The following is a 24118-nucleotide window of genomic DNA, read 5'->3' on the forward strand; positions in this document are numbered from 1 at the left end:
TATGTAAATCTCACCAGAAAAAAATAAGGTATTCCTTCCGAAATATTCCAAAATTGTATTCCCCTATATATTCTATAGTGATATGATGGACAAGGGTATAATTCAAATTTTTAAAATCAAAAATTTGAATTAGTTTCACTTATAAGAGCGATCGTTTCATGACATAAGTGATGATAATTAAAACACAATAGAAGGATGATAGAATGAAAAAGTATACATATATCGCTTTACTTTCTTCTGCTATTCTCGTAGGTTGTAACACTAGTAGCTCTAGTGATAAACAAATAAAAGAAGCAACGGCGAAACAAACAGTTGAACAGAAAAAAGCGAAAGCAGTTGAAATTCCTTTAACACAAGGAGTTATTACATGGGATCCGTATGAATATAACGCACAAAACACCACGCTTTATACCAAAGATTTAAGAGATTCATTCAAACAAGTACGTTACAATATTTGGCGTACTGCTGATGGTCCTGAAAGCAAACAAACTTTTACTTCACAAGAAAAAGATCGTGACTTTGCCCTCCCACTACATTTAAAATCATTTCATTTAAAACGTGGCGAATTTCAAATTGAAACAGTAGGAATCAAAGAAGATAATACTGAAACAAATCTAGTAACATCTAAAATTACATTCCAGCAACGTGTACCCGTTTTAATGTACCATGCGATTGAGAAATACCCTGGGCCAAGTGATGGGGATTATGGCTTATATGTACCACCTGAGCAATTCGAAAAGCATATGCAACATTTGAAAGATAACGGTTATACGATGCTAACGTTTGAACGTTGGAATGATATAAACCGTGTAAATAAACCTGTTTTTGTAACCATGGATGATGGTCGAAAAAATAATATGAACGCTCTTCATATCTTACAAAAACTAAAGGATGATACATTTCAACCTACAGCTACTGAGTTTCTTACTGCAAATGAGATAGACAAACCAAATCGTCTATCAACAGATGATATAAAACAAATGATGGATTCAGGCATTTTTTCTATTCAATCTCATACTGCTAATCATACGATGATGGCTCATTCAAGCAATTATGATGAGGAATTACGTGGTTCGAAAGAAAAAATTGAAGCTCTTACTGGTAAAAAGGTCATCGCTCTCGCCTATCCAGTAGGTTCCTATAATGATCCAGCTGTTGAAGAAACAAAAAAACATTATGAATTCGCAGTAACTACTGATCATGGTAATCACATTACAAAAGGGATGCCAAACGAACAGTACTTAATTAAACGCCATTTTGTAGGGCCTAATACATCTATGGAAAAATTCATATCTCTTATAAAGTAAACTTTACTAAAAGACGAAAGAATATTTCTATCGAAAGCCACTAACCTATCTCATAATTAAAAATGATATGATGAACAAGGGTATATCCCCACCGCTCTTACAGCGGTGGGGATTTTAAATATAAGTATGCAATATAATACACAATAGAAGGTGATTTTATGAAAAAATATACAGCAATTGCTTTATGTACATCTGCTATTCTAGCAGGTTGTAATACTAGCAATGTAAGCCAGGAACCTAAAAAAGAGAAAAAGGTTCAAGAAGTTAAGAAACAAGCAAAAACTGTGCAAGAACAAGGTAAAATTTCTTATAGCCCAATTACACACGAATCTACAAATACTACTATTCATATGACAGATATAAAAGATACTTTAACTGAAGTACAATATAAGATTTGGCGCACAGCTGATGGAAAGGAACACACTAAATCTTTGTTTTCTAAAGAAAAGGAAACACAATTTTCACTTCCTTTTGACATAAAAGAATTTGAAGGAAAACGCGGTGAGTTCCAAATTGAAGCAATAGGCATAAAAGAAGATGGGAAAACTATTCCACTCACAAAATCTGCTATTACTTTCGAGCAAAAGGTTCCCGTTCTTATGTACCATGCAATCGATGATTATCCCGGACAAGGCATTAAAGATTTATTCGTATCACCTGCTAACTTTGAAGCCCAAATGAAATATTTAAAAGACAACGGCTATACCTTACTAACCTTTGAACGCTGGGGCGATATTAATAAAGTGAATAAACCTATCTTTGTTACGTTTGATGACGGTATGCAAAATAATATGAATGCCTTTCATATTTTACAAAAGTTAAAAGATGATACGTTTAAACCAACAGCAACAGAATATATGATTGCTAATAATGTCGATACTGAAGGATCCCTTTCTACATCTGAAATAAAAGAAATGGTTGATTCGGGCATTTTCTCCATGCAATCTCATACTGCAACACATGCCGACTTGCCGAAGATTACAAACTACGAAGAAGAATTAAAGGGATCGAAAGAAAAACTAGAAAAAATAACAGGTAAGCCCATTATCGCAGTTGCTTATCCATTCGGTCATGTAGATGATAAAGTCGTTGCAGAAACGAAGAAATATTATCAATTTGCAACGACAACAAAACCCGGAAAGTTCATTACAAAAGGTGAACCCGATGAGTTGTTAAAAATGAAGCGTGTTCGCATACACCATACGACAACCGTAGAACAATTTGCTTCTTCGATTAAATAACGATGAGAGCTCAATATATTTTGAGCTCTCTTTTTATGCTATATTTATATATATTTTTTGAATTTTCTTGTATTATATATAGTAAGAAATCTTTCAAATTAAAGGAGATTATACATATGTCATTTGAAAAAACGTTAGAGAAATATGCTGCCCTTGCAGTCAATGTTGGTGTTAATATTCAACCAGGACAAACTTTATCCATTAGTGCACCTCTTGAAGCTGTACAATTTGTACGCCTCGTTACAGAAAAGGCATATAAATCTGGTGCAAAACACGTATATGTGGATTGGAATGATGAAACGTTAACACGTCTAAAGTTCGATCTAGCTCCTGAGGAAGCTTTCTCTGAATTCCCTTCTTGGAAAGCACACGCTCGTGAAGAGTTAGCAAAAGAAGGCGCTGCATTTATGTCTATTTATGCAGAAAACCCTGATTTATTAAAAGGTGTAGATTCAACGCGTATTGCAGCAGCTCATAAAGTAGCTGGTGAAGCAATGAAAGTATACCGTGATTACGTACAAGCCGATAAAGTAAGCTGGTGTGTCATTTCTGTTCCTACGAAAGAATGGGCTGCGAAGGTATTCCCTGACGTTGCACCGGAAGAACAAGAAGCAAAACTATGGGATGCTATCTTCAAAGCGACTCGCGCTGATTTAGCAAACCCTGTAGAAGCATGGAAAGAACACGATGAAACATTACATACAAAAGTTGATTACTTAAACGAAAAACATTATAAAGCTCTTCACTATACGGGTCCTGGAACAGATTTAACAATCGAACTTCCTGAAAAACATGTATGGGCTGGTGCTGGTAGCTTAAATGAGAAGAACGTACCATTTATGGCAAACATTCCAACTGAAGAAGTATTTACAATGCCACTTAAAACAGGTGTAAACGGCCAAGTATCTAGCACAAAACCGTTAGCATTTGCAGGTAACATTATTGATAACTTCACGTTAACATTTGAAAACGGACGTATCGTAGATTATAAAGCGGAAACTGGTGAAGAAGCTTTAAAACATTTAGTAGAAACAGATGAAGGTTCTCACTTCTTAGGCGAGGTTGCTTTAGTACCTCATGATTCACCAATTTCAAACACAAATATTTTATTCTACAATACGCTATTTGACGAAAATGCATCTTGCCACCTTGCAATCGGAAGTGCTTATGCATTTAACTTAGTTGGCGGAAAAACAATGTCTAAAGAAGAACTTGCTGAAAATGGTGCAAATACTAGTATTACACACAACGACTTCATGATTGGATCAGCTGAGCTTGATATCGACGGTATTACAGCTGATGGCAGACATGAACCAATCTTCCGTAAAGGTAACTGGGCGTTTTAACAAAAGCAAAAGGCTATCTCCCGCAGCGGAAGATAGCCTTTTATGATGCCGATGAAACCTTAAGCCCAATTACTCCTAAAACAATAAAGAGAATGCAAAATGCTTGGAATAAGCTAATGTGCTCTTTGAAAAAATACACGCTAATGATTGTAATAAGTAATGTTCCTACACCAGACCAAATCGCATAAGCGATACTTAAATGAATTTTTTTGACAACGATAGCAAATACGCTGAAACAAATTCCATAAAATACGAAAATAAGTACACTGGGAACAAGCTTTGTTAAACCATTTGATAGTTTCATCGCAATTGTTCCAGCTACTTCAAAAATAATTGTAACAAGTAATAATAGCCAATATACCATACTAGAATCTCCTTCTCTGTTACCTTATAGAGATTCTAGTATACTACTTATAGTCCTAATGAAATATATTTAATTTCTAAATATTCCTCGATACCGAAATGGCCTCCTTCACGGCCAATACCACTTTCTTTAAAGCCACCAAACGGTGCTTGTGCAACTGATGGAAGTCCATCATTTAATCCGATAATACCGTACTCTAATGCCTCGCTAACTTGGAATGCTTGACTAATATCTTTTGTGAAAATATAAGCAGCTAAGCCATATGGTGTATGATTTGCACGTTCGATTACTTCTTCAACCGTTTTAAATTTCGCAACTGGTGCAACTGGACCGAATGTTTCTTCATTCATACAAAGCATCGTATCGTTCGCCAATCCAATTACAGTTGGTTGCATAAAGTGTCCATCTAGCTCTGCAACCTTTTGGCCACCAAATAAAACTGTTCCACCCTTTTGAATAGCATCTTCGATATGTTCCTGTACTTTCGAAACTGCATTCTCGTCAATAAGTGGTCCTACAGTAGTTCCGTCACCGAAACCGTCTCCTACTTTCAACTGCCCTACTGCCTTTTGGAACTTCTCTACAAACACTTCATACACTTCTTCCTGAACAAATACTCGGTTTGTACATATACACGTTTGTCCTGCGTTACGGAATTTCGAACCGATTACCGCCTCTACCGCTTTATCTAAGTCCGCATCATTCATAACAATAAACGGCGCGTGACCACCTAACTCAAGTGAAACCTTTTTCATCGTTTGTGCAGCACTGGCCATTAATTCCTTCCCAATTTCCGTTGATCCTGTAAAAGAAACTTTTCGAACACGTCCATCTTCCATCCACGTATCAGCAATTGCTTTCGCACTGCCTGTTACAATATTTATTACGCCTTTTGGAATGTCCGCTTCATGAGCTAATTCGGCTAATTTCAGTGCAGTCAATGGCGTTTGACTTGCTGGTTTTACAACCGCCGTACAGCCTGCTGCAAGTGCCGGAGCTACCTTTCTCGTAATCATAGCAGCTGGGAAGTTCCAAGGCGTAATAGCTGCCATAACTCCAACTGGTTGCTTCATAACTAAAATACGTTTATTCGGATGAGAAGCAGGAATCATTTCGCCATATACGCGCTTTCCTTCTTCTGCATACCATTCAACAAAGCTATTTGCATAATTCACTTCACCAAGTGCTTCTAGAAACGGCTTTCCTTGCTCTTTCGTCATAATTGCTGCAATCTCTTCTTTATTTTCATCGATAAGTGTAAACCATTTTTTTAACTTCACTGCACGGTCTGCTGCTGTTAACTTAGACCATGATTTAAAAGCTTCATGTGCTGCATCAACAGCTTGCTTTGCCTCTGTTATTCCGCCCTTTGGTACCGTCGCAAATATTTCCTTCGTTGCTGGATTATTTACTTCGATTTGATCCTGCAATGTAATCCACTCACCATTTATATACATCGCCTTTTTCTCTACATTTACAAACGTCGCTTTTTTATCCAATGTTTTCTTCCCCCTCTATAAGTTTCTTTATCTTCCTCGTGGCAGCAGATTGACTTATTTTTAAAAACTCCGCTACTTTATAACTTGATCCATATGTTTTATATGCTTTCAAAATAATATTCCGTTCTACTTCTTCTAACATTTTATAAAGACTTTGACCGGACTGTTCAACCGTTGATTCTTGCATCGCTATTGGCAAATCCTCTATCGTAACGACATCGTCAGCAGTTATAACAAGTCGCTCAATCACATTTTCAATTTCTCTATTATTTCCTTCCCACGGGTAACCAACAAACATTTGCAATGTGCTAGGCGCTAATTTTATATTCCGACCATATTTCTCGTTAAAGTCCTTTAAATAATGATAAATGAGTGGCAAAATGTCTTCTGTTCTTTCCCGAAGAGGCGGAATTACAATTGGAATGACATTCAGACGATAATATAAATCTTTCCGGAATGTTCCTTGTTTCACCATCATACTTAAATCTCTATTTGTTGCCGCTACAATTCTAACATCCACCTTTTTTAATTCTCTTCCGCCTATAGGACGAAACGTTTTTTCTTGCAACACTTGCAAAAGCTTCGCTTGAATTTCAAGCGGCATTTCGCCTATTTCATCTAAGAACAGAGTTCCTCTATGCGCTGATTCTAATAGTCCTTTTTTCCCTTCACGATTCGCACCTGTAAAAGATCCACCTGAGTATCCAAAAAGTTCTGATTCAATTAAATTCGTTGGCAATGCCGCACAGTTAATCTCATAGAAACTTTCATTCTTCCGATTACTCACTTCATGTAAATGACGTACTAATCGACTCTTCCCTACTCCTGTCTCACCTAAAACGAGAACTGTACTATCTACCACAGATACTTTCTTAATTGTTTCGACTATTTTTTGCATAGCGATACTTTTAAAAATAAGTCCTTCATGCTCATACGTTTCTCTTAATTCTTTTTTATATGTTTTTAACTGATTATCCATTTCTTCTACCTTTTGACGTAGTTGGTAGAGTTCTGTAAGATCACGAGAGTAACTAATCACTCTTCGTAAATTTCCCTCATCATCAAAAACAGGCCTTGTACGAACGTGTAAATACTCTCCTGATTTTGTCGTTTGAACGAGTTCAACCGGTCTCTTTTTTTCAATTACTTCTAACGTTGCCGATGGATAAAAGATACCATCCTTTTGTAGTTCTTTTACATGTTTACCTACTAACTCTTTAGCAGCTAGTTGGTAGTGTCTTTCACATGTACTATTTACACGCACAACGATTCCCTTTTCATCAGTCACAAAAATTTCGTCAAACGCATATTCAAATACATCTTGTAAATCCATTAACACTCGTTCCTTTTCTGCAACCATCCTAGCCACCCCTAACTTCCAATCCATCGATTCACTTCACTACCCTCATTATAAAGCGAATTTTCTGCATTTAATATAGAGATAGCTAGAATGTTTGTGATTTATCATTCAGTTTTTAAACACGAGCGATATCTGCTTGCTCATAACAAGCTTGTAATGATTCTTCAATGATTGTTAAACCTTCCTCGAGTTGCTCATCTGTAATAACTAACGGCATTAACACACGAATAACATTACCGTATGTTCCTGCTGATAATAGAAGTAATCCGCGTTTATTTGCTTCTGTACATAAATTACCTGTTAACGTTTTATCAGGTGTTTTCTTCTTATGATCTTGAACGAGCTCGAATGCACACATTGCTCCTAAGCCACGCACATCACCGATGCAATTATATTTATTTTTCATCTCTTCGAATCGGTTCATTACGACTTTTCCTAATTCTATCGCTCTATCATTTAAATTCTCTTTTTCTATTACATCAAGTACTGCTAATGCTGCCGCACATCCTAGTGGGCTTCCTGCATACGTTCCGCCAAGCTCTCCCGGTGCAGACTCATTCATAATTTCTTTACGTCCAATCACACCACTTATCGGTACACCAGCACCTAACGATTTAGATACCGTAATTAGGTCTGGAACGACATCATAATGATCAATAGCAAAATACTTTCCTGTACGGCTAAATCCTGTTTGAATTTCATCCGCTACAAATAAAATGCCATGTTCTGAACAAATATTGCGTACTTCTTGCACAAACTTCTTACTTGGGACGATAAATCCGCCTTCCCCTTGAACAGGTTCCATTACAACAGCTGCAATTGTTTCTGGTGCTACTTCTGATATGAAGAAATTCTTAAACTCTTCAATCATAAAGTCATCGTACTGCTCTTCCGTTAGTCCTTCTGGGCGACGATATTCATACGGGAATGGCGCTTTATATACTTCTGGAGCAAATGGGCCAAATCCAAATTTATATGGTTTTACTTTACTTGTCATCGTCATTGTCATTAATGTACGCCCGTGGAAACCTTTAGAAAATGCGATAATACCAGGTCTTTTTGTATATTTGCGAGCGATTTTCACCGCATTCTCAACTGCTTCTGCACCACTATTTAAAAATAGTACTTGCTTATCAAAACTTCCTGGCGCTAATGCCGCAAGTTTTTCCGCTAATTCAATATATGGTTCATACATCATGACATTAAATCCAGTATGAATGTATTGATCTACTTGTTTATGGAGCGCTTCTTTAACAGCTGGATGACAATGCCCAACGTTAATTGTTCCTATTGCTCCTGCGAAGTCAATGTACTGATTACCATCAACATCTGTTACAAGAGCACCGTTTGCAGATTGTACAAACGTTGGGATGCCGTTACTTACTCCTTTTGGTACTATATTTTGGCGGCGTTCTAACAAAGACGCCGCTTTCGGTCCAGGAATTTGTTCATTTACTTTAGCAAATTTTTTTGTGTTCATTACGTACCCCATCCTTTTCTTTACATTGTTTTCTCTTTTTATTGCAAAATGTATGCCAACATTCTTTTCCGACATTCATCCTACATGCCTTCTATTTCAACATAAAAAATAAGTCTATAAAGACTCATTAAGAGTCCCTATAGACTTATTTTTCTTACACATTAGACTTTCCTTGTTCCCAAATAAACTCACCTGAATAAGAAATAAAATCCCCAACAGATTGTACTACTAAATCTGCAAGTGGTTCTAATGTTTGACGATCTCCTGTGCCAGACAGTACTCCAATCGCATAGCAATCGCCGCCATTTTTAGCTAAATATAAATCAGTTGGTGTATCTCCAACGACTGCCACTTCACATGCCTCTAAATGAAACCTTTCACAAAACGATTCTACAATTCTTTTATCTGGTTTTTGTGCTGGAAACGTATCCGAAGCTACAACATAATCAAAATAAGACTCTAATTGATACTGTTTTAAAAATAATTCTGTCGGTGCGAAATCATCAGCTGTAACAACACCTAAAATAAATCCTCTATCCTTTAAACTTTGTAAAATTCTCGGTAAATCCGCCGTCATTCTCATATAGGAACGATGTTCGTACATAAGGGAAAATAACTTCTCACTTACCCAATGGTGCATCTCCTCTTCTTTAGATGACGGAATATACTTACAAAGCCCCTTTGCAACATCAAGGCTTGTTCCTGCCGCTATTGCGCTACGAGGGTTCACAACCACCCCCTCCACGCCGATTTCTTTTAATAAAGTAGGCTGCATTGACTGTGGAAGTTGATATAATTTTATACATTCAGCCACAAGTTCTTCAGCTACTTTTATCCAAATTGAGTGAAAATCCATTAATGTTCCATCTTTATCAAATAGTATTGCCTTTACCTTCTCCATAGCATCCTACCTCTCGTTTCTTATCTCCTCCAGTGTATCAATAAAGTATGGATATAAAATAAACGAATTGTAAAAATACCATAAAAATCAAACTAACTTCCAATTTACAATTCCTCTATATAATAAAAAGGATGCCTTTACAGGGCATCCTCTTGATGTTCAGGAACAAATAGTTCAAGACAATGATATATATTTTCGAATTCCATCGGTGCATCTCCACCGTATTCACCATCTAAATTAATCATTAGTTTATCTGGTGAATGTACTTTAATTCGATTTGCTTGTGTGTACAGCACTTTTGGATTGTTAATATGTTCACCACGCTGCGCTTGTGTTGCTGCTTTAATTAAGTCAGCGATAGAACCTTTTTTCAGCACTAATAAATCAAATAATCCATCATTAATTGATGCATATGGTGCTACCTTTTCAAAACCGCCCACTGAACGAGTATTCGTAATTAAAAACATCGTAATTTCTTCTTGTAGTAATTTTCCATCATACTCAATTTCAACATATGTTGGATGTAATGACGGTAACATTTCGATTCCTTTTAAATAGTAAGCAAGTTGGCCTAATACCGTTTTTAGCTTACTCGGTACTTCATATGTTAATTCGGTAATACGGCCACCACCAGCGATGTTAATGAAATATGTATCGTTCGCTCTACCAAGGTCTAATGGTACTGTTTTTCCTTCGCAAATAATATCCGCTGCCTCTTCAATAGAACGAGGTACACCGATTGCTCGTGCAAAGTCATTTGTCGTTCCAACTGGAATAATTCCAAACTTCGGACGATGCTCATGTCCTACTAAACCATTGACCACTTCATTTAACGTACCGTCGCCACCAGCCGCAATAACAACATCAAATTTACGATCCGCAGCTTGCCTCGCCGCCACGGTTGCATCTCCAGGACCGGTTGTTGCATGACAAGACGCTTCATATCCAGCTTGTTCTAATTTTTGTAATACTTCTGGTAAGCTCTTCTTAAATAGCTCACGCCCAGAAGTAGGATTATAAATAATTCTTGCTCGCTTCATCATTTATTAGCACAGGAAATTTCTTTATATATCGAAAAAGAACATACCGAACTTCTATTCAGTATTCCCATGCCTACCTCCTCTCATCTTCCTATCCTTCTTTTATCCCGCTCAAACAGGCAGTAAGAACCCGATTCGTGTAGTCCATCAAAAGTAAATATTCATTTTTAATGGTTTTGTTTTATTTAACAAAAAAATTTATGTCCATCTATTTCCTCACAACAATTTACATATAACGAATAATAACTATCTATTATTTCATGAGATGAAAAAAACCTCTATGTTTAGATTTATCATTATTCCCACCTTTTTGCAACTATCATACCATAGTTGCTATACAAACATTTTTCCACTTTTGACAGTTAATCAAACGTTTGTTTAAACGATTTTCTCTCATTTAAACAAACGTTTGATTAACCTAGAAAAACACCCATGTACGGGTGTTTTTCTGCTTAATCTTTAAAAGCTACTACTATTATCGCTTATTAATCTCTTCAAGTAAGATTTTGTTAACAAGCGGTGGATTTGCTTGTCCTTTTGTAGCTTTCATAATTTGACCAACTAAGAAGCCAATTGCACGGTCTTTACCGTTTTTAAAGTCTTCGATAGATTGCTCATTATTATCAAGAATTTCTGTTACAACTTTACGAAGTGTACCCTCGTCAGAAATTTGAACAAGACCTTTCGCTTTAACGATTTCCTCTGGGTCTCCACCTTTTTCAATTAATTCGTTAAATACTTTCTTCGCGATTTTAGAAGAAATTGTACCTTTTTCAATTAATTGAACCATTTTAGATAAACCAGCAGGCGTTAATGCAACATCTTTTAATTCTTTTTGTTGTTTATTTAAGTATGCAAGCACTTCACCCATTAACCAGTTTGATGTTAATTTCGCATCAGCACCGTCTGCAACAGTTGCTTCAAAGAAATCAGACATCTCTTTCGTTAATGTTAATACGTGTGCATCATAAGCTGGTAAGCCAATTTCTGCAACGTAGCGAGCTTTACGTGCATCTGGAAGTTCTGGAATAGAGGCACGAACTGCTTCTTTCCACTCATCGTCGATGTAAAGTTCAACTAAGTCTGGCTCTGGGAAGTAACGGTAATCGTCAGACCCCTCTTTCACACGCATTAAGATTGTTTTCTTCGTTGCTTCATCGTAACGACGTGTTTCTTGTTGGATGATACCACCAGATAACAATTCTTTCTCTTGGCGCACTTGCTCGTGCTCAAGACCTTTTTGTACATAAGTAAATGAGTTTAAGTTTTTCAGTTCCGCTTTTGTACCGAACTTCTCTTGCCCAACTGGACGAAGGGAAATGTTCGCATCACAACGTAGAGAACCTTCTTCCATCTTACAATCAGATACGCCAGTGTATTGAATGATTGATTTTAACTTCTCTAAGTATGCATATGCTTCTTCTGGCGTACGCATATCTGGCTCAGATACGATCTCGATTAAAGGCATACCTTGACGGTTGTAGTCTACTAATGAACCATCAGCTGTATGCGTTGATTTACCAGCATCTTCTTCTAAATGAAGACGTGTAATACCGATACGTTTCTTTTTACCGTCTACTTCAATTTCAATCCAACCATTTTCACCAATTGGCTTATCGAATTGAGAAATTTGGTAAGCTTTCGGATTATCTGGGTAGAAATAGTTTTTACGGTCGAACTTCGTTTCCGTTGCGATTTCACAGTTTAATGCCATTGCAGCTTTCATTGCAAAGTTAACTGCTTCTTTATTTAAAGTAGGAAGTACCCCTGGGTATCCTAAGTCAATTACACTTGTTTGTGTATTTGGCTCCGCACCGAATTCTGTTGGACTCGCAGAGAAAATTTTCGAATTTGTTTTTAACTCAACGTGAACCTCTAAACCAATAATTGTTTCTAAATTCATCTATGCTCGCCTCCTTACAGACTTGCTTTTTTTGTATGATAGTCTGTTGCTTGCTCAAATGCATGTGCAACGCGGTAAATTGTCGCTTCATCGAAGTGTTTACCAATGATTTGTAAACCAAGTGGCATGTTGTTAGCACCGAATCCACATGGAACAGAAATCGCTGGAACACCCGCTAAGTTTACTGGGATTGTTAAAATGTCGTTTGCATACATTGTCATTGGATCATCAACTTTTTCGCCTACTTTAAATGCCGGAGTTGGCGTTGTTGGTCCAATAATAACATCGTAGTTAGCAAATACATTTTCAAAGTCGTTTTTAATTAATGTACGTACTTGTTGTGCTTTTTTGTAATATGCATCATAGTAACCAGAGCTAAGTGCAAATGTCCCAAGCATAATACGACGTTTTACTTCATCACCGAAACCTTCGCTACGTGTGTTTTTGTAAAGGTCTAATAAATTATTTACATTATCAGAACGAACACCGTAACGTACGCCATCGAAGCGTGAAAGGTTAGCAGATGCTTCAGAAGAAGATAGTAAGTAATACGTTGCTAGAGCGTATTTAGAGTGCGGAAGAGATACTTCCTCCCAAGTTGCGCCCATACCTTCTAATACTTTTAGTGCAGCTAGTACTGACTCACGAGCTTCCTCGCCAACACCTTCGCCTAAGTATTCTTTCGGTACAGCAATACGTAAACCTTTAACGTCTCCTGTTAAACCAGCTAAGTAGTTTCCTACTTCAACGTTTGCAGAAGTTGCATCCATGCGGTCAATACCTGAAATAGCTTGCAATAAGTATGCATTATCTTCTACTGTACGTGTAATCGGTCCGATTTGGTCAAGTGAAGATGCGAATGCTACTAATCCGTAACGAGATACGCGTCCGTAAGTTGGTTTTAAACCTACAACGCCGCAATATGCAGCTGGTTGACGGATAGAACCACCCGTATCAGAACCTAGAGAGAATAATACTTCTCCTGCTGCTACAGCTGCTGCAGAACCACCACTAGATCCACCTGGAACGTAGTCTAAGTTCCATGGATTTTTCGTAGCATAGAAACCTGAGTTTTCATTTGAAGAACCCATTGCGAACTCGTCCATATTTAACTTACCGATTGTAACTGTGTCAGCAGCTTTTAGCTTTTGCACAACTGTCGCATCATAAATTGGATCGAAGTTTGCTAACATTTTGCTCGCACAAGTTGTACGAAGACCGTTAGTTACAATGTTATCTTTTACACCAATTGGCATACCGAATAATAAACCATTATCTTCAGCGCCAATTTTCGCGTCTAATTCTTTCGCTTTCGCGCGTGCATTTTCTTCATCTAATGTAAGAAAAGCTTTTACGTTATCTTCAACATCCGCAATACGTTTGTAAGATTCTTCTACTAAATCCGTAACGGAAATTTCTTTGTTGTTTAATTTCTTATGTAACTCTGATACTGAATGATCAAATAATGACATCGAAATTCCCCTCCTCTATTCTAATACTGCTGGAACACGGATTTGATTATCTTTGTGATCCGGTGCATTTTTTAATACTTCTTCTACTGGTAAACCTTTTTCTGGTACATCTTCACGCATAACATTTTTCATAGTTAATACATGAGTTGTTGGTTTTACGTCTGTTGTATCTAATTCATTTAACTGTTCTGCAAATGTAACAATTGCATCTAGTTGTTTTTGAAATTTTTCTGCTTCTTGATCAGTAATTGCAAGACGTGCTAAATGTGCTACGTGCTTTACATTCTCAACGGAAATTCTTGACACGGCTAGGCCACCTCCATAATATATCGTTCAATCTACAATACTATTGATGATACCAAATTTTCAGTACTTCAAGCAAGTCAACACACAGCACTTACGCCATTTTTACATAAAAAAAGAAAGGCAAACGCCTTTCTTTACAATTTACTCTTTATCTAACGGTTTATTTTTCGGAAATCTCTCGTTATCTTCTTCATTATCACGAATTGTTTTTTGTAATACAAAACAAGACATCGTTAAAAATAATGTTCCAATTAAATAGTATCCTTTTACACTAAGCGTTTCATCTAACGTATAAATCCCAATTAGCATACCTGAAAGCGCACAAACAAATGAAGTCCATGCTAAAAACGTGAACGCTTGCGTATTACGTCTTCTCATCGTTCTCCCCCTCGTTAGCTGTATACCCATTATAGATAAGTATATTTACCATGATGGATTTTTATGTAAATTCTAGTTTTATATTTATAAATCTATCATAAAAGAATACTATTTTAAAGGTAGTTTTCTGCCTAATCTGAAAAAACAATTAAAATCATTGACAATTATTTCTATTCTACATAAAATAAAAATAAATATTACGAACCTCGAAATATACGGGAGTGGAATTAATTGTTGCAATATGAACATTTTTTAGACTTACTGCTAGATAACGCCAAGAAACTTTTTTATCCTGAAGAATGGGTAAGCCTAGATTTAACACTTTCTAAAACAGAGGTATTTTGTTTACTTTGGATGGAACGAAATACAGATATTACAATGACGAAAATTGCTGACCTTCTTGATATACCGATGAGTACAACGACGGGCGTTGTAAATCGCCTTGTAAAAAAGGGATATATTGAACGCTACCGTGATGAGAACGACCGACGTATTGTATTAATTCGGTTAACAGAAAACGGCGTAATGCTCGTTCAAGAAGTAAAACAAAATGCGGCCCATTACTTTAGCTTAGTAACAGAAGCATTATCAGAAGAAGAAAAAGCATTCTTACTACAAATCTTCCAAAAGATCATGAATCACATTGCTACGTCACAGCAAAAAACAGAAGAAAAGGTTTCTACACCTAAAATAAAAAACATTCCGATTGAATAAAGCCCTAGCTGGGTTTTTATTCAATCATTTATTTCGACACTCGTAATATTCGATATTCGAAACAAAGGGGACATGAATGATGAGAATTATTTTGTATACAGGTAAAGGCGGCGTAGGAAAAACTAGCATTTCAGCAGCAACAGCACTTCAAAGCGCAAAACAAGGATTAAAAACTTTAGTAATGAGTACAGATCCTGCTCATAGTTTAGGAGATTCATTTGGTATAAAGCTATCTTCTGAGCCATTAGAAATCCGCGAAAATTTATGGGCACAAGAGATTAATACGATTTATGAAATGGAAAAAGGCTGGGGAAAGTTACAGAAATACATTACCTTGCTATTCACTTCCAAAGCAGCTGATGATATTACAACAGAAGAGTTAACGATGTTTCCTGGTATGGAAGATTTAATTAGCTTACTTCGCGTACTCGATTATTATAAACAAAAAACATATGATGTCATTATCATTGATTGTGCTCCAACAGGAGAAACATTAGCAATGCTCAGCTTTCCAGACATGCTCGGCTGGTGGATGGAAAAACTCTTTCCTATTAAAAGAAAAGTTTTAAAAGTTGTTCGCCCTGTAGCCCAACCACTTCTTGGTGTCCCCCTTCCAACCGATGATATTATGGACGAATTAACAAATACACTTGAACAGCTTGGAGAAATGAGAGATATTTTATCAAACCGAGAAGTAACAAGTATCCGCATCGTTGTAAATCCTGAAAAAATGGTCATTAAAGAGGCCCAGCGTAGCTTTACTTATTTAAACTTATACGATTATAACGTAGATGCCATTATGGTTAACCGCGTCATTCCTAACACTGTCACCGATCCTTATTTCCAAGCATGGAAAGATACCCAAAAGAAATATAAAACATTAATTCAAGATAGTTTTAATCCACTTCCTATTTACGAAGCTCCAATGTTTGAACAAGAAGTTGTTGGTTTGCCCATGTTAGAGCGTGTAGGAGATGCTCTATTTAAAACTGATCATTGTCCTACTGAAGTGAAATTTAACGGCCGCACACAATATGTAAAAAAAGATGGCGATGAGTATATTTTCGTTCTGTCCATTCCCTTCTCAAACAAAAGTGAGCTAGTATTAAATCAAAAAGGTGATGAGCTTATCATTCGAGCTGGTTCTGTTAAACGGAACATCACATTACCAAAAATATTAACGCACCTTTCTATTCAAGGGGCTAAGTTTGAAGATGATGTACTAAACATTCGATTTGGAGGTGTAGTGCATGCGTGAGGAACTACTAAGGAAGGTAATTCGTACAAAAATAAAAGTCGGTATGCATATATTAGAAGAGTTACCCGCCCCAATCCAACAATCAGCTAAGCAAATGCTAAATATTTTACAAGAGGAGCTAGCTGCTTATCCGCAAGAACAAGAGCATCCTGAAGATAATTTAAAAAGTATTATAATTGAATGAACATCTCTGGATAGAGGGCCTTTCTAGGCTTTCTATCTCCATATTGGAGTGATGTAAGTTGTCGAAAAAAAATTCCACTATTATGCTTTGGACTATTCCCTTATTATTTTTTATTCATAACCTTGAAGAATCTTTCCAAATGCCACAATATCTTGCTAATCAATTTTCAATTACTTTTATAACTAACCAGCAATTTTTCATTGCGATTTCTGTATTGACTCTCTTTGTCTTACTTATCGTCTTTCTATACCAACTGAACTTCTTGTCTTCTATATACTGGATTATTTTTATACAAGGGGCTATCTTCTTCAACTCTATTCAACATATTATTTTGTTTTTTATTTATCGTTCTTATAATCCTGGCGTAATATCTGCAGTTTTCATTGCTATTTTTTCTATTTCCTTTTTTTCATCCCAAAAATACTTAATTCATAAAAAGCAATTCGTAATTACACTCATTTTCAGCTTATTTTCTTATCCCATTATAATTTGGATTACCTTACTACTCGCTAGCTACTTTCAGTAACAAAAAAAAGACCCGGAAAACTCCTGGTCCATTACTCTACTTAACAAACGTTGGATTCTACGTTATACAGAATTGGAAGGTACAGAATTAGGGTTTGTTTGTTAAGTAGATTATATGTTGAACGAACTAACAGCGGAGGGGTTCCTTCTGTTAGTTCATTCAACCCAATGATTATTTTACAATTTTTTCAATCTCATCAAGTGAAAGATCTACTGAAATGGAACCATCATTTGTTTCTTTCTTAATTGCATCTGTTACTTCTTTTGAATGATATAGTTCAATTACTTTTTTCAGTGTTGGATCATCCTTATCTTTCGTACGAGCTGCGAAAATATTAATATATGGCTTCGCATTTTCATTCTTTGGATCTTCTAAGAAAATTGGATCCTTCGCTGGGTCTAATCCAGCTTGACCAGCAACACCGTTATTAATAACTGAAGCTGCTACATCTTTTAATACACGAGGTGTTTGCTGTGCGATAACCGGTGTGATTTTTAACTTCTTCGGATTTTCAGCGATACCACTTGGATCTCCAAATAAGCCAAAGTCTTTCTTAAGCTTTAATAATCCGGCTGCATCAAGAAGTTTTAATGCACGGGCTTGGTTCGTTGGATCATTTGGAATCGCAATTTCTGAACCATCTGGAATTTCGTTTGCCTTCTTATGTTTCTCAGAGTATAAGCCCATCGGTGCAATTTGCGTTGTACCAACAGCTGTAATATCTAACTTATGCTCTTTTTTAAATTGCTCTAAGAAAGCAACGTGCTGGAATGAGTTTAATTCAATATCTCCATCAGCTAACGCTTTATTTGGCGTTGTGTAATCAGAGAACTCAACCAGTTTAATTTTAATTCCTTCTTTTTCAGCTTTTTTCTTTAAAATTTCCCAAGCGTCTCCATCCGTTCCAGTTACACCGACGCGAACTACTTTTTCTTTCGCTCCTGCCCCCGTGTCTCCACTTGAGCAGCCGCTTAATGCTGAAACACCTACAATCGCTGATAATGCAAATGCTAAAATTTTCTTCATTTTCTTTTCCCCTCTTCCTTTTTATGATCTGCGTAAAAAGACTTTCGCAAAGTAGTTTCCTAAGTTTTGAGCTACCTGTACGAGAATAATAAGTAAAACGACCGTTACGAACATAACTGATGTATCAAAACGTTGATAACCATATGTCATCGCTAAGTCACCAAGACCGCCACCACCGACAAGTCCAGCAACTGCAGAGAATTCAATTAAACCAACTGTCATAAACGTAACACCTAAAATCAATGGCGCTAACGCTTCTGGCACAAGAATTTCAAAAACAATTCTAAATGGTGAAGCACCCATTGCTTGAGCTGCTTCAATAACTCCCTTTGGAACTGAAACAAGATTTGTTTCAACCATTCGAGCAATACCAATCGAAGCCACTAACGTCATTGGGAAAATTGCTGCTGCTGTTCCAATCGTCGTTCCGATAACACTTCTTGTTAGTGGGCTTAAAGCTACTAAGAAGATGATGAATGGAACCGGACGAATTGTATTAATAATGATATTAAGAATAGAAAAGACCCATTTATTTTCTAAAAAGTTTCCTTTTCTCGTTACATATAATAGTAAACCTAGGGGTATACCAAGAATTGTAGCAAATATAAGGGTTACGATTACCATTAAGAGGGTATCTCCCGTCGCATCTACTATGCGAGGCCAAAATATACTCCAATCAACTCGCATGAGCTTCTACCTCCTTCAGCTGCACTTGCAGTCTTAGATGTTGTAATGCTTTTTGAATCTCCCTCTGTTCACCTTGCAATTCTACAAGAAGATTTCCAAATAGCACATTTTGAAGTTCAATAATATTTCCGTACAGTACGTTTACATCGACGTTATAGTTTTTCGCGATATACGATAGTACTGGTTGACCTGTCTCCTCACCAGTAAATGTTAGACGATAAATCTGACCACCATTTTGAATTTTCGCTAGAACACTTTCTGGTAAATGATCATTAATAACAGAACGTACAAAGTTTTGAGTCGTTTTTGTTTTTGGTTGTGTGAACACGTCAAACAATTTTCCTTCTTCAATTACTTTTCCTTTTTCCATCACAGCTACACGGTGACAAATTTCTTTCACAACATGCATTTCATGTGTAATAAGAAGAATTGTTAAATTATATTCTCGATTTACTTTTTTTAATAGGTTTAATATCTCTGTTGTTGTTTCTGGATCTAAAGCTGATGTTGCCTCATCACATATAAGAATATCTGGTGATGTTGCAAGTGCTCTAGCAATACCTACACGCTGCTTTTGTCCGCCTGATAGCTGCTCTGGGTAATTGTTTGCCTTATCTTCTAACCCTACAAACTTCAACAGTTCATTTACTCTTTCTTTTATCTCATTCTTTGGTACTTTCGCTAACTTTAATGGATAAGCAATATTCCCAAACACTGTTCTTGAATTAAATAAATTAAAGCTTTGAAAAATCATCCCGATTCTTTGTCTTAGCTTCCGTAATTCTTTCGTCGATAATGATGTAATATCTTTATTATCTATTGAAATCGTTCCTGCCGTTGGTCTCTCTAACATGTTTACTAGACGTAATAACGTACTCTTTCCAGCTCCACTAAAACCGATAATGCCAAAAATTTCACCTTTCTCAACGGATAACGTTACATCCTCCACCGCATGAACAGATTGCTCACCTGATTCATACACTTTACTTACATTGTTAAAAGAAATCATTTTTTCCCCTCCTATTTGCTGTAAAAACTTGAAGTAGAGCTTTCGAGGTAAAATAAAAAGTGCTCTCCTTCTTATCAACCATAAAGATAAGAAGGAGAGCACTTATATGTACTCGGTCACATCTTCTCATCTTCCAAGCCTTTCATAGACTTGCTGGAGTTAGCACGGTATTAAAAAACCCGTTGCTGAGGTATCGTAGGGCCAGTCCCTCCACCTCTCTGGATAAGAATGTATCGATTTAATTGTCGTTTAATTAATTCTCATTATAGAACTCAGAATAATAAGAGTCAATACATTTTTTAGAAAAATATTAATTATCCCTTTATTAAAATTTTCAGATGAAATTTCATAATAAAATAGTAACCTTTAAAGTTATGTAAAATTCTCCTCCTGCATATTTTTTAAAAGGATAATCTTCTCTACTAATTGAATACCATTATTTGAATATGAAATCGGAGGAAGATAAATATATGAAAACAGCTCTTTTACTCGTTGATATTCAAAATGATTATTTTCCACACGGAAAGATGGAATTGCGTAATCCAGTAGAAGCAAGCGCATATGCCCGTCAGCTACTACAACTCTTTAGAAAGAAAAATGAACCTATTTTTCATATCCAACATGTAGCAATAAAAGATGATGCTACTTTTTTCCTGCCCAATACAGAAGGTGTGCATATTCATGAAAGCGTACGTCCACTTAGAGAAGAAACCGTTATACTCAAACATTACCCAAATAGTTTCCGCGAAACTGATCTTCTAGAACAATTACAACGTTTAGACATTGAGCACGTCGTCATATGCGGGATGATGACTCATATGTGTATTGACGCTACCGTAAGAGCTGCTTTTGATTTCGGCTTTCAATGTACTGTTATACATGATGCTTGCGCTACAAAAGATCTTTCTTTTAAGAATGCTACTATACCAGCCGTTTATATTCATAACACAATTTTGGCTAGTTTAAATGGAGTATATGCAAATGTAATGAGTACAGAGGAGTTTTTAGCCACAAAAAAACACTCTCTTCAGTGAGCAAAACCGAAAAGAGTGTTTCTTGTCAAACCATAGATTTTCTTTCAAATTGTATTATACAGGAAATTTTCAAAATGAATACTAAAAAATATGACTAATAAGTCAACTTTTCTCGTTGTTTTATTTCTATTTACATGTTTATCCCGATATTAATAGGGTTTAGCAAGTTTCACTTACCAAATAGTAATATATGGTAGATCTAATTCGAATTCAAATTAACTACTTTCCCCTATTATTTATCTGTTTGTTTCTGTTTCTTTTTCAAATACTCCGCACGCAATTTTTCAATTTGCTGCTTTTTATCAAATTTGGCAGGCGTCTGCTTTTCATGAAACTTTGCGACAGCTACCTGGCCTTTGTAATCTAATTGATATTTTCCCATTTTGTTCACCTACTTCTCTTTTCTTTAAAGACAACCTATTCAACAAATATAAATATACCTTATTTTACTGAATTAAACCTTATTACTTTATTAGTTTTTCTACCGATATCTATCTTAATACACATATAGAAAGTTTTTCAAAAAAAAGAGATCTTCGCAAACTGCGAAGATCTCTTCTACTATTTCTTATAAAGTTTCAGAAGTAGTTTTTGCTTGCATGTGAAGTGCTAAGTAGTCAGGGCCACCAGCTTTAGAGTCTGTACCAGACATGTTAAAGCCACCGAATGGTTGGTAACCTACGATTGCACCAGTACATCCACGGTTGAAGTATAAGTTACCTACGTGGAAGTCTTCACGTGCTTTTTCAATATGGTCACGGTTGTTAGTAACAACAGCACCTGTTAAACCGTATTCTGTATTGTTTGCAATTGCAAGTGCATGATCAAAGTCTTTTGCTTTACAGAATGCTACTACTGGTCCGAAGATTTCTTCTTTCATTAAGCGAGCATCTTCTGCAACGTCAGCAACGATTGTTGGTTGGATAAACCAGCCTTTAGAATCGTCTCCTTCGCCACCAGCTAAGATTCTACCTTCTTCTTTACCAATTGCAACATAGCTCATTACTTTATCGAATGCAGATTGGTCATTAACAGGACCCATGTTTGTACCTAATACAGCTGGGTTAGCAACTGTTAATTCTTTCGTTAATTCAACAGCACGATTTAATACGTGATCGTATACATCTTCATGGATTACTGCACGTGAACATGCAGAACATTTTTGTCCTGAGAATCCGAATGCTGATGCAACGATAGATTTAGCTGCTAATTCAAGATCTGCTTCTTTATCAACAACGATTGTATCTTTACCACCCATTTCAGCGATAACACGTTTTAACCAAATTTGGCCTGGGTTTACTTTCGCTGCACGCTCATAAATACGGATACCTACATCGCGAGATCCAGTGAAACTCACGAAGCGTGTACGAGGGTGATCTACTAAGTAGTCACCAACTTCAGAACCATTACCTGGAACGAAGTTTACTACGCCAGCTGGTAAGCCAGCTTCTTCTAATACTTCCATGAATTTCGCTGCTACTACAGGAGTTGTACTAGCTGGTTTTAGTAATACTGTGTTACCAGAAACTAAAGCAGCTGTTGTCATACCTGCCATAATTGCGAATGGGAAGTTCCAAGGAGAAATGATAACACCTACTCCTAATGGAATGTAAGAGAAACGATTATATTCAATTGGACGGCTTTCTACTGGAATACCGTCTTTTAATTTTAACATTTGACGACCATAATATTCCATAAAGTCGATTGCTTCTGCTGTATCAGCATCTGCCTCATTCCATGGTTTACCTGCTTCTTTTACAAGAATAGCAGAGAATTCATGTTTTCTGCGACGAACGATTGCTGCAGCACGGAATAAAATGTCTGCACGCATTTCTGGCTTTGATTTTCTCCAAGTTTGGAATGTTTCATCCGCTACTTGCATTGCTTTTTCAGCTAACTCACGGCTTGCTTTTGAAACACGACCAACAAGTTCCTCTTTATTTGCAGGGTTTACAGAAACAATTTTGTCTTCTGTAGTGATTTTTTCTCCCCCAATAATTAATGGATAGTCTTGTCCAAGATAAGATTCTACTTTCTTTAAACCTTCTTCAAACGCTAATTTGTTAGCCTCCACTGAAAAATCTGTAAATGGCTCATGTTTGTATGCTACTACCATTATTTTTAGCCTCCCCTTAGAAAAACGTTTACATTTTACAACATTATTCTACACGATAATTTAGATTTATTCAAATATTCCTAGACTTATATTTTAAAAATTAATAAATTTTTAAAATATAATAAAAAAAAGAGATTCATACATGCGTATGAATCTACAAAATATGAGTATATTCCAAAACATTTTTCCCGATCAATAATATAGTAACTAATAAAAATAAAGTCCTTACATATCCAACACCTTTTTGAACTGCAAACTTCGATCCAAAATAAGCACCCAAAATCATCGATAATCCCATAATAATACCGTATTCAAAATGAATTACATCTAAAAATAAAAAAGTAATTAACGATACGATATTACTAACAAAGTTCAAAAGTTTTCCAGATGCTGCCGCTTGAATAAAATCCAAACCAATTAATAAAAATGCAAAAATTAAAAAGGATCCTGTCCCTGGTCCAAAAAATCCATCGTAAAACCCTATCATTAAAATAACAAAGAAAAATATTAATGTTTTTCTTTTCGTCATCTTCTTATAGGTAGATACACTTCCCCAATCCTTTTTCGCAATAATATAAATGGCAATGAATACCAACATCACAAGCACTAACGGACGTAAAATATCCGGCGGAATAAACTTTACTACTAAAGCACCTGCGACTGCTCCTATAACAGTTAACGGGATTAACTTTCCTACAATTTTAAAATCGACCTTTCCCGATCGAATAAAATAAATTGCACTCGTAAACGTCCCCATCGTTGCAGCTAATTTATTCGTTGCAATGGCCGAAGCTGGTGGTAAACCAACAAACATAAGTGCCGGAAGTGAAATTAATCCTCCACCGCCAACAACTGAATCAATAAACGCTGCTAAAAATCCGAATGCAATTAATAAAATAATGACTTGAAAACTTAGTTCGTCCATGCGCTTTACCCCTTACCCCCATTTTTTATAACATTTTAAATT

At 36.3% G+C, this 24118-nt stretch carries 24 protein-coding genes and 1 riboswitch; of the genes, 8 read left to right on the plus strand and 16 right to left on the minus strand.

All coding sequences use genetic code 11. From position 1 onward, the window contains the following. Positions 1-203 precede the first annotated feature (203 nt). From ACYVEC_RS04020 to ACYVEC_RS04030, 3 genes are all read left to right on the plus strand, one after another. On the plus strand, positions 204-1307 hold the full coding sequence (locus tag ACYVEC_RS04020) for a polysaccharide deacetylase family protein (protein ID WP_063221582.1): 1104 nt from the start codon (positions 204-206) through the stop codon (positions 1305-1307). A 158-nt stretch (positions 1308-1465) separates the two neighbouring features. Beyond that, on the plus strand, positions 1466-2548 hold the full coding sequence (locus tag ACYVEC_RS04025; RefSeq protein WP_063221581.1) for a polysaccharide deacetylase family protein: 1083 nt from the start codon (positions 1466-1468) through the stop codon (positions 2546-2548). Between the two features lie 116 nt (positions 2549-2664). Continuing rightward, positions 2665-3894: an aminopeptidase gene (locus ACYVEC_RS04030; protein WP_063221580.1), complete on the plus strand. Its 1230-nt coding sequence runs from the start codon at positions 2665-2667 to the stop codon at positions 3892-3894. 40 nt (positions 3895-3934) lie between these two features. Here the strand turns inward: ACYVEC_RS04030 and ACYVEC_RS04035 are convergent, their stop codons facing one another. From ACYVEC_RS04035 to ACYVEC_RS04080, 10 genes are all read right to left on the minus strand, one after another. Continuing rightward, positions 3935-4258, minus strand: a complete 324-nt coding sequence (locus ACYVEC_RS04035; protein ID WP_000263262.1) for a DMT family transporter — start codon at positions 4256-4258, stop codon at positions 3935-3937. A 47-nt stretch (positions 4259-4305) separates the two neighbouring features. Further along, complete coding sequence (gene gabD / locus ACYVEC_RS04040; protein WP_063221579.1) at positions 4306-5757, minus strand: NADP-dependent succinate-semialdehyde dehydrogenase; 1452 nt, start codon at positions 5755-5757, stop codon at positions 4306-4308. After that, positions 5750-7117, minus strand: coding sequence for a sigma-54 interaction domain-containing protein (locus ACYVEC_RS04045; RefSeq protein ID WP_063221578.1), 1368 nt, complete (start codon positions 7115-7117; stop codon positions 5750-5752). The genes gabD and ACYVEC_RS04045 overlap by 8 nt, the downstream gene beginning before the upstream one ends. Positions 7118-7232: 115 nt before the next feature. Beyond that, positions 7233-8597 carry a 4-aminobutyrate--2-oxoglutarate transaminase gene (gene gabT, locus ACYVEC_RS04050; RefSeq protein WP_063221701.1) on the minus strand — a complete coding sequence of 455 codons (1365 nt, stop codon included), beginning with the start codon at positions 8595-8597 and terminating at the stop codon, positions 7233-7235. A gap of 154 nt (positions 8598-8751) precedes the next feature. Beyond that, positions 8752-9498 (minus strand): HAD family hydrolase, encoded by a 747-nt coding sequence (locus ACYVEC_RS04055; RefSeq protein WP_063221577.1) that lies wholly within the window; start codon positions 9496-9498, stop codon positions 8752-8754. 137 nt (positions 9499-9635) lie between these two features. Next, positions 9636-10541 carry a diacylglycerol kinase gene (locus tag ACYVEC_RS04060; protein ID WP_000977671.1) on the minus strand — a complete coding sequence of 302 codons (906 nt, stop codon included), beginning with the start codon at positions 10539-10541 and terminating at the stop codon, positions 9636-9638. A gap of 472 nt (positions 10542-11013) precedes the next feature. Then, on the minus strand, positions 11014-12441 hold the full coding sequence (gene gatB, locus ACYVEC_RS04065) for an Asp-tRNA(Asn)/Glu-tRNA(Gln) amidotransferase subunit GatB (protein WP_001047683.1): 1428 nt from the start codon (positions 12439-12441) through the stop codon (positions 11014-11016). A 14-nt stretch (positions 12442-12455) separates the two neighbouring features. After that, complete coding sequence (gene gatA / locus ACYVEC_RS04070; protein WP_000051449.1) at positions 12456-13913, minus strand: Asp-tRNA(Asn)/Glu-tRNA(Gln) amidotransferase subunit GatA; 1458 nt, start codon at positions 13911-13913, stop codon at positions 12456-12458. A gap of 15 nt (positions 13914-13928) precedes the next feature. Next, complete coding sequence (gene gatC / locus ACYVEC_RS04075) at positions 13929-14219, minus strand: Asp-tRNA(Asn)/Glu-tRNA(Gln) amidotransferase subunit GatC (RefSeq protein ID WP_000086999.1); 291 nt, start codon at positions 14217-14219, stop codon at positions 13929-13931. Positions 14220-14360: 141 nt separating this feature from the next. Next, entirely contained in the window at positions 14361-14597 is a 237-nt protein-coding gene (locus tag ACYVEC_RS04080) for a YiaA/YiaB family inner membrane protein (protein ID WP_001254393.1), read from the minus strand. Between the two features lie 231 nt (positions 14598-14828). Here ACYVEC_RS04080 and ACYVEC_RS04085 point away from each other — a divergent pair, with 231 nt between their 5' ends. The 4 genes from ACYVEC_RS04085 (at position 14829) to ACYVEC_RS04100 (ending at position 17279) form a co-directional block, all read left to right on the plus strand. After that, entirely contained in the window at positions 14829-15311 is a 483-nt protein-coding gene (locus ACYVEC_RS04085; RefSeq protein WP_063221576.1) for a MarR family winged helix-turn-helix transcriptional regulator, read from the plus strand. Between the two features lie 76 nt (positions 15312-15387). Further along, complete coding sequence (locus ACYVEC_RS04090) at positions 15388-16569, plus strand: ArsA family ATPase (RefSeq protein ID WP_199677705.1); 1182 nt, start codon at positions 15388-15390, stop codon at positions 16567-16569. Continuing rightward, a complete protein-coding gene (locus ACYVEC_RS04095) occupies positions 16562-16753 on the plus strand; it encodes a DUF3926 domain-containing protein (protein ID WP_199677704.1) in 192 nt (63 codons plus the stop codon). The genes ACYVEC_RS04090 and ACYVEC_RS04095 overlap by 8 nt, the downstream gene beginning before the upstream one ends. Positions 16754-16811: 58 nt before the next feature. Continuing rightward, positions 16812-17279, plus strand: coding sequence for an HXXEE domain-containing protein (locus ACYVEC_RS04100; RefSeq protein WP_080468314.1), 468 nt, complete (start codon positions 16812-16814; stop codon positions 17277-17279). Between the two features lie 171 nt (positions 17280-17450). On the opposite strand, the gene ACYVEC_RS04105 is transcribed toward ACYVEC_RS04100, so the two are convergent. Genes ACYVEC_RS04105 through ACYVEC_RS04115 form a run of 3 tightly spaced genes read right to left on the minus strand, consistent with a single transcriptional unit; the run spans position 17451 to position 20001 of the window. Further along, positions 17451-18305 carry a MetQ/NlpA family ABC transporter substrate-binding protein gene (locus ACYVEC_RS04105; RefSeq protein WP_199677703.1) on the minus strand — a complete coding sequence of 285 codons (855 nt, stop codon included), beginning with the start codon at positions 18303-18305 and terminating at the stop codon, positions 17451-17453. A 21-nt stretch (positions 18306-18326) separates the two neighbouring features. Beyond that, positions 18327-18992: a methionine ABC transporter permease gene (locus tag ACYVEC_RS04110; protein ID WP_001261880.1), complete on the minus strand. Its 666-nt coding sequence runs from the start codon at positions 18990-18992 to the stop codon at positions 18327-18329. Then, a complete protein-coding gene (locus ACYVEC_RS04115; RefSeq protein WP_199677702.1) occupies positions 18982-20001 on the minus strand; it encodes a methionine ABC transporter ATP-binding protein in 1020 nt (339 codons plus the stop codon). Before ACYVEC_RS04115 ends, ACYVEC_RS04110 begins: the two co-directional genes overlap by 11 nt. A 123-nt stretch (positions 20002-20124) precedes the next feature. Beyond that, positions 20125-20230, minus strand: a riboswitch (SAM riboswitch). A gap of 241 nt (positions 20231-20471) precedes the next feature. Here ACYVEC_RS04115 and ACYVEC_RS04120 point away from each other — a divergent pair. Then, positions 20472-21035: a cysteine hydrolase family protein gene (locus ACYVEC_RS04120; protein WP_199677701.1), complete on the plus strand. Its 564-nt coding sequence runs from the start codon at positions 20472-20474 to the stop codon at positions 21033-21035. Positions 21036-21267: 232 nt separating this feature from the next. On the opposite strand, the gene ACYVEC_RS04125 is transcribed toward ACYVEC_RS04120, so the two are convergent. The 3 genes from ACYVEC_RS04125 to ACYVEC_RS04135 all read right to left on the minus strand — a co-directional run bounded on the left by ACYVEC_RS04125 (position 21268) and on the right by ACYVEC_RS04135 (position 24076). Continuing rightward, a complete protein-coding gene (locus tag ACYVEC_RS04125) occupies positions 21268-21417 on the minus strand; it encodes a hypothetical protein (RefSeq protein WP_000521647.1) in 150 nt (49 codons plus the stop codon). 186 nt (positions 21418-21603) lie between these two features. Continuing rightward, the gene (gene pruA / locus ACYVEC_RS04130) at positions 21604-23151 is read right to left on the minus strand and encodes an L-glutamate gamma-semialdehyde dehydrogenase (protein WP_199677700.1); all 1548 of its coding nucleotides are present in this window, start codon (positions 23149-23151) and stop codon (positions 21604-21606) included. Between the two features lie 154 nt (positions 23152-23305). Further along, on the minus strand, positions 23306-24076 hold the full coding sequence (locus ACYVEC_RS04135; protein WP_000343967.1) for a TSUP family transporter: 771 nt from the start codon (positions 24074-24076) through the stop codon (positions 23306-23308). Between the last annotated feature and the right edge of the window lie 42 nt (positions 24077-24118).

Source organism: Bacillus sp. MN7755, assembly GCF_054771475.1.

Coding starts and splice junctions, on each gene's coding strand:
- ACYVEC_RS04090 (WP_199677705.1), top strand. CDS start 15,388: ATGATGAGAATTATTTTGTATACAGGTAAAGGCGGCGTAGGAAAAACT.
- ACYVEC_RS04105 (WP_199677703.1), bottom strand. CDS start 18,305: ATGAAGAAAATTTTAGCATTTGCATTATCAGCGATTGTAGGTGTTTCA.
- ACYVEC_RS04045 (WP_063221578.1), bottom strand. CDS start 7,117: ATGGTTGCAGAAAAGGAACGAGTGTTAATGGATTTACAAGATGTATTT.
- ACYVEC_RS04020 (WP_063221582.1), top strand. CDS start 204: ATGAAAAAGTATACATATATCGCTTTACTTTCTTCTGCTATTCTCGTA.
- pruA (WP_199677700.1), bottom strand. CDS start 23,151: ATGGTAGTAGCATACAAACATGAGCCATTTACAGATTTTTCAGTGGAG.
- ACYVEC_RS04025 (WP_063221581.1), top strand. CDS start 1,466: ATGAAAAAATATACAGCAATTGCTTTATGTACATCTGCTATTCTAGCA.
- ACYVEC_RS04115 (WP_199677702.1), bottom strand. CDS start 20,001: ATGATTTCTTTTAACAATGTAAGTAAAGTGTATGAATCAGGTGAGCAA.
- ACYVEC_RS04125 (WP_000521647.1), bottom strand. CDS start 21,417: ATGGGAAAATATCAATTAGATTACAAAGGCCAGGTAGCTGTCGCAAAG.
- gatA (WP_000051449.1), bottom strand. CDS start 13,913: ATGTCATTATTTGATCATTCAGTATCAGAGTTACATAAGAAATTAAAC.
- ACYVEC_RS04035 (WP_000263262.1), bottom strand. CDS start 4,258: ATGGTATATTGGCTATTATTACTTGTTACAATTATTTTTGAAGTAGCT.
- ACYVEC_RS04135 (WP_000343967.1), bottom strand. CDS start 24,076: ATGGACGAACTAAGTTTTCAAGTCATTATTTTATTAATTGCATTCGGA.
- gatB (WP_001047683.1), bottom strand. CDS start 12,441: ATGAATTTAGAAACAATTATTGGTTTAGAGGTTCACGTTGAGTTAAAA.
- ACYVEC_RS04120 (WP_199677701.1), top strand. CDS start 20,472: ATGAAAACAGCTCTTTTACTCGTTGATATTCAAAATGATTATTTTCCA.
- ACYVEC_RS04060 (WP_000977671.1), bottom strand. CDS start 10,541: ATGATGAAGCGAGCAAGAATTATTTATAATCCTACTTCTGGGCGTGAG.
- ACYVEC_RS04080 (WP_001254393.1), bottom strand. CDS start 14,597: ATGAGAAGACGTAATACGCAAGCGTTCACGTTTTTAGCATGGACTTCA.
- ACYVEC_RS04030 (WP_063221580.1), top strand. CDS start 2,665: ATGTCATTTGAAAAAACGTTAGAGAAATATGCTGCCCTTGCAGTCAAT.
- ACYVEC_RS04055 (WP_063221577.1), bottom strand. CDS start 9,498: ATGGAGAAGGTAAAGGCAATACTATTTGATAAAGATGGAACATTAATG.
- gabT (WP_063221701.1), bottom strand. CDS start 8,597: ATGAACACAAAAAAATTTGCTAAAGTAAATGAACAAATTCCTGGACCG.
- ACYVEC_RS04095 (WP_199677704.1), top strand. CDS start 16,562: ATGCGTGAGGAACTACTAAGGAAGGTAATTCGTACAAAAATAAAAGTC.
- ACYVEC_RS04110 (WP_001261880.1), bottom strand. CDS start 18,992: ATGCGAGTTGATTGGAGTATATTTTGGCCTCGCATAGTAGATGCGACG.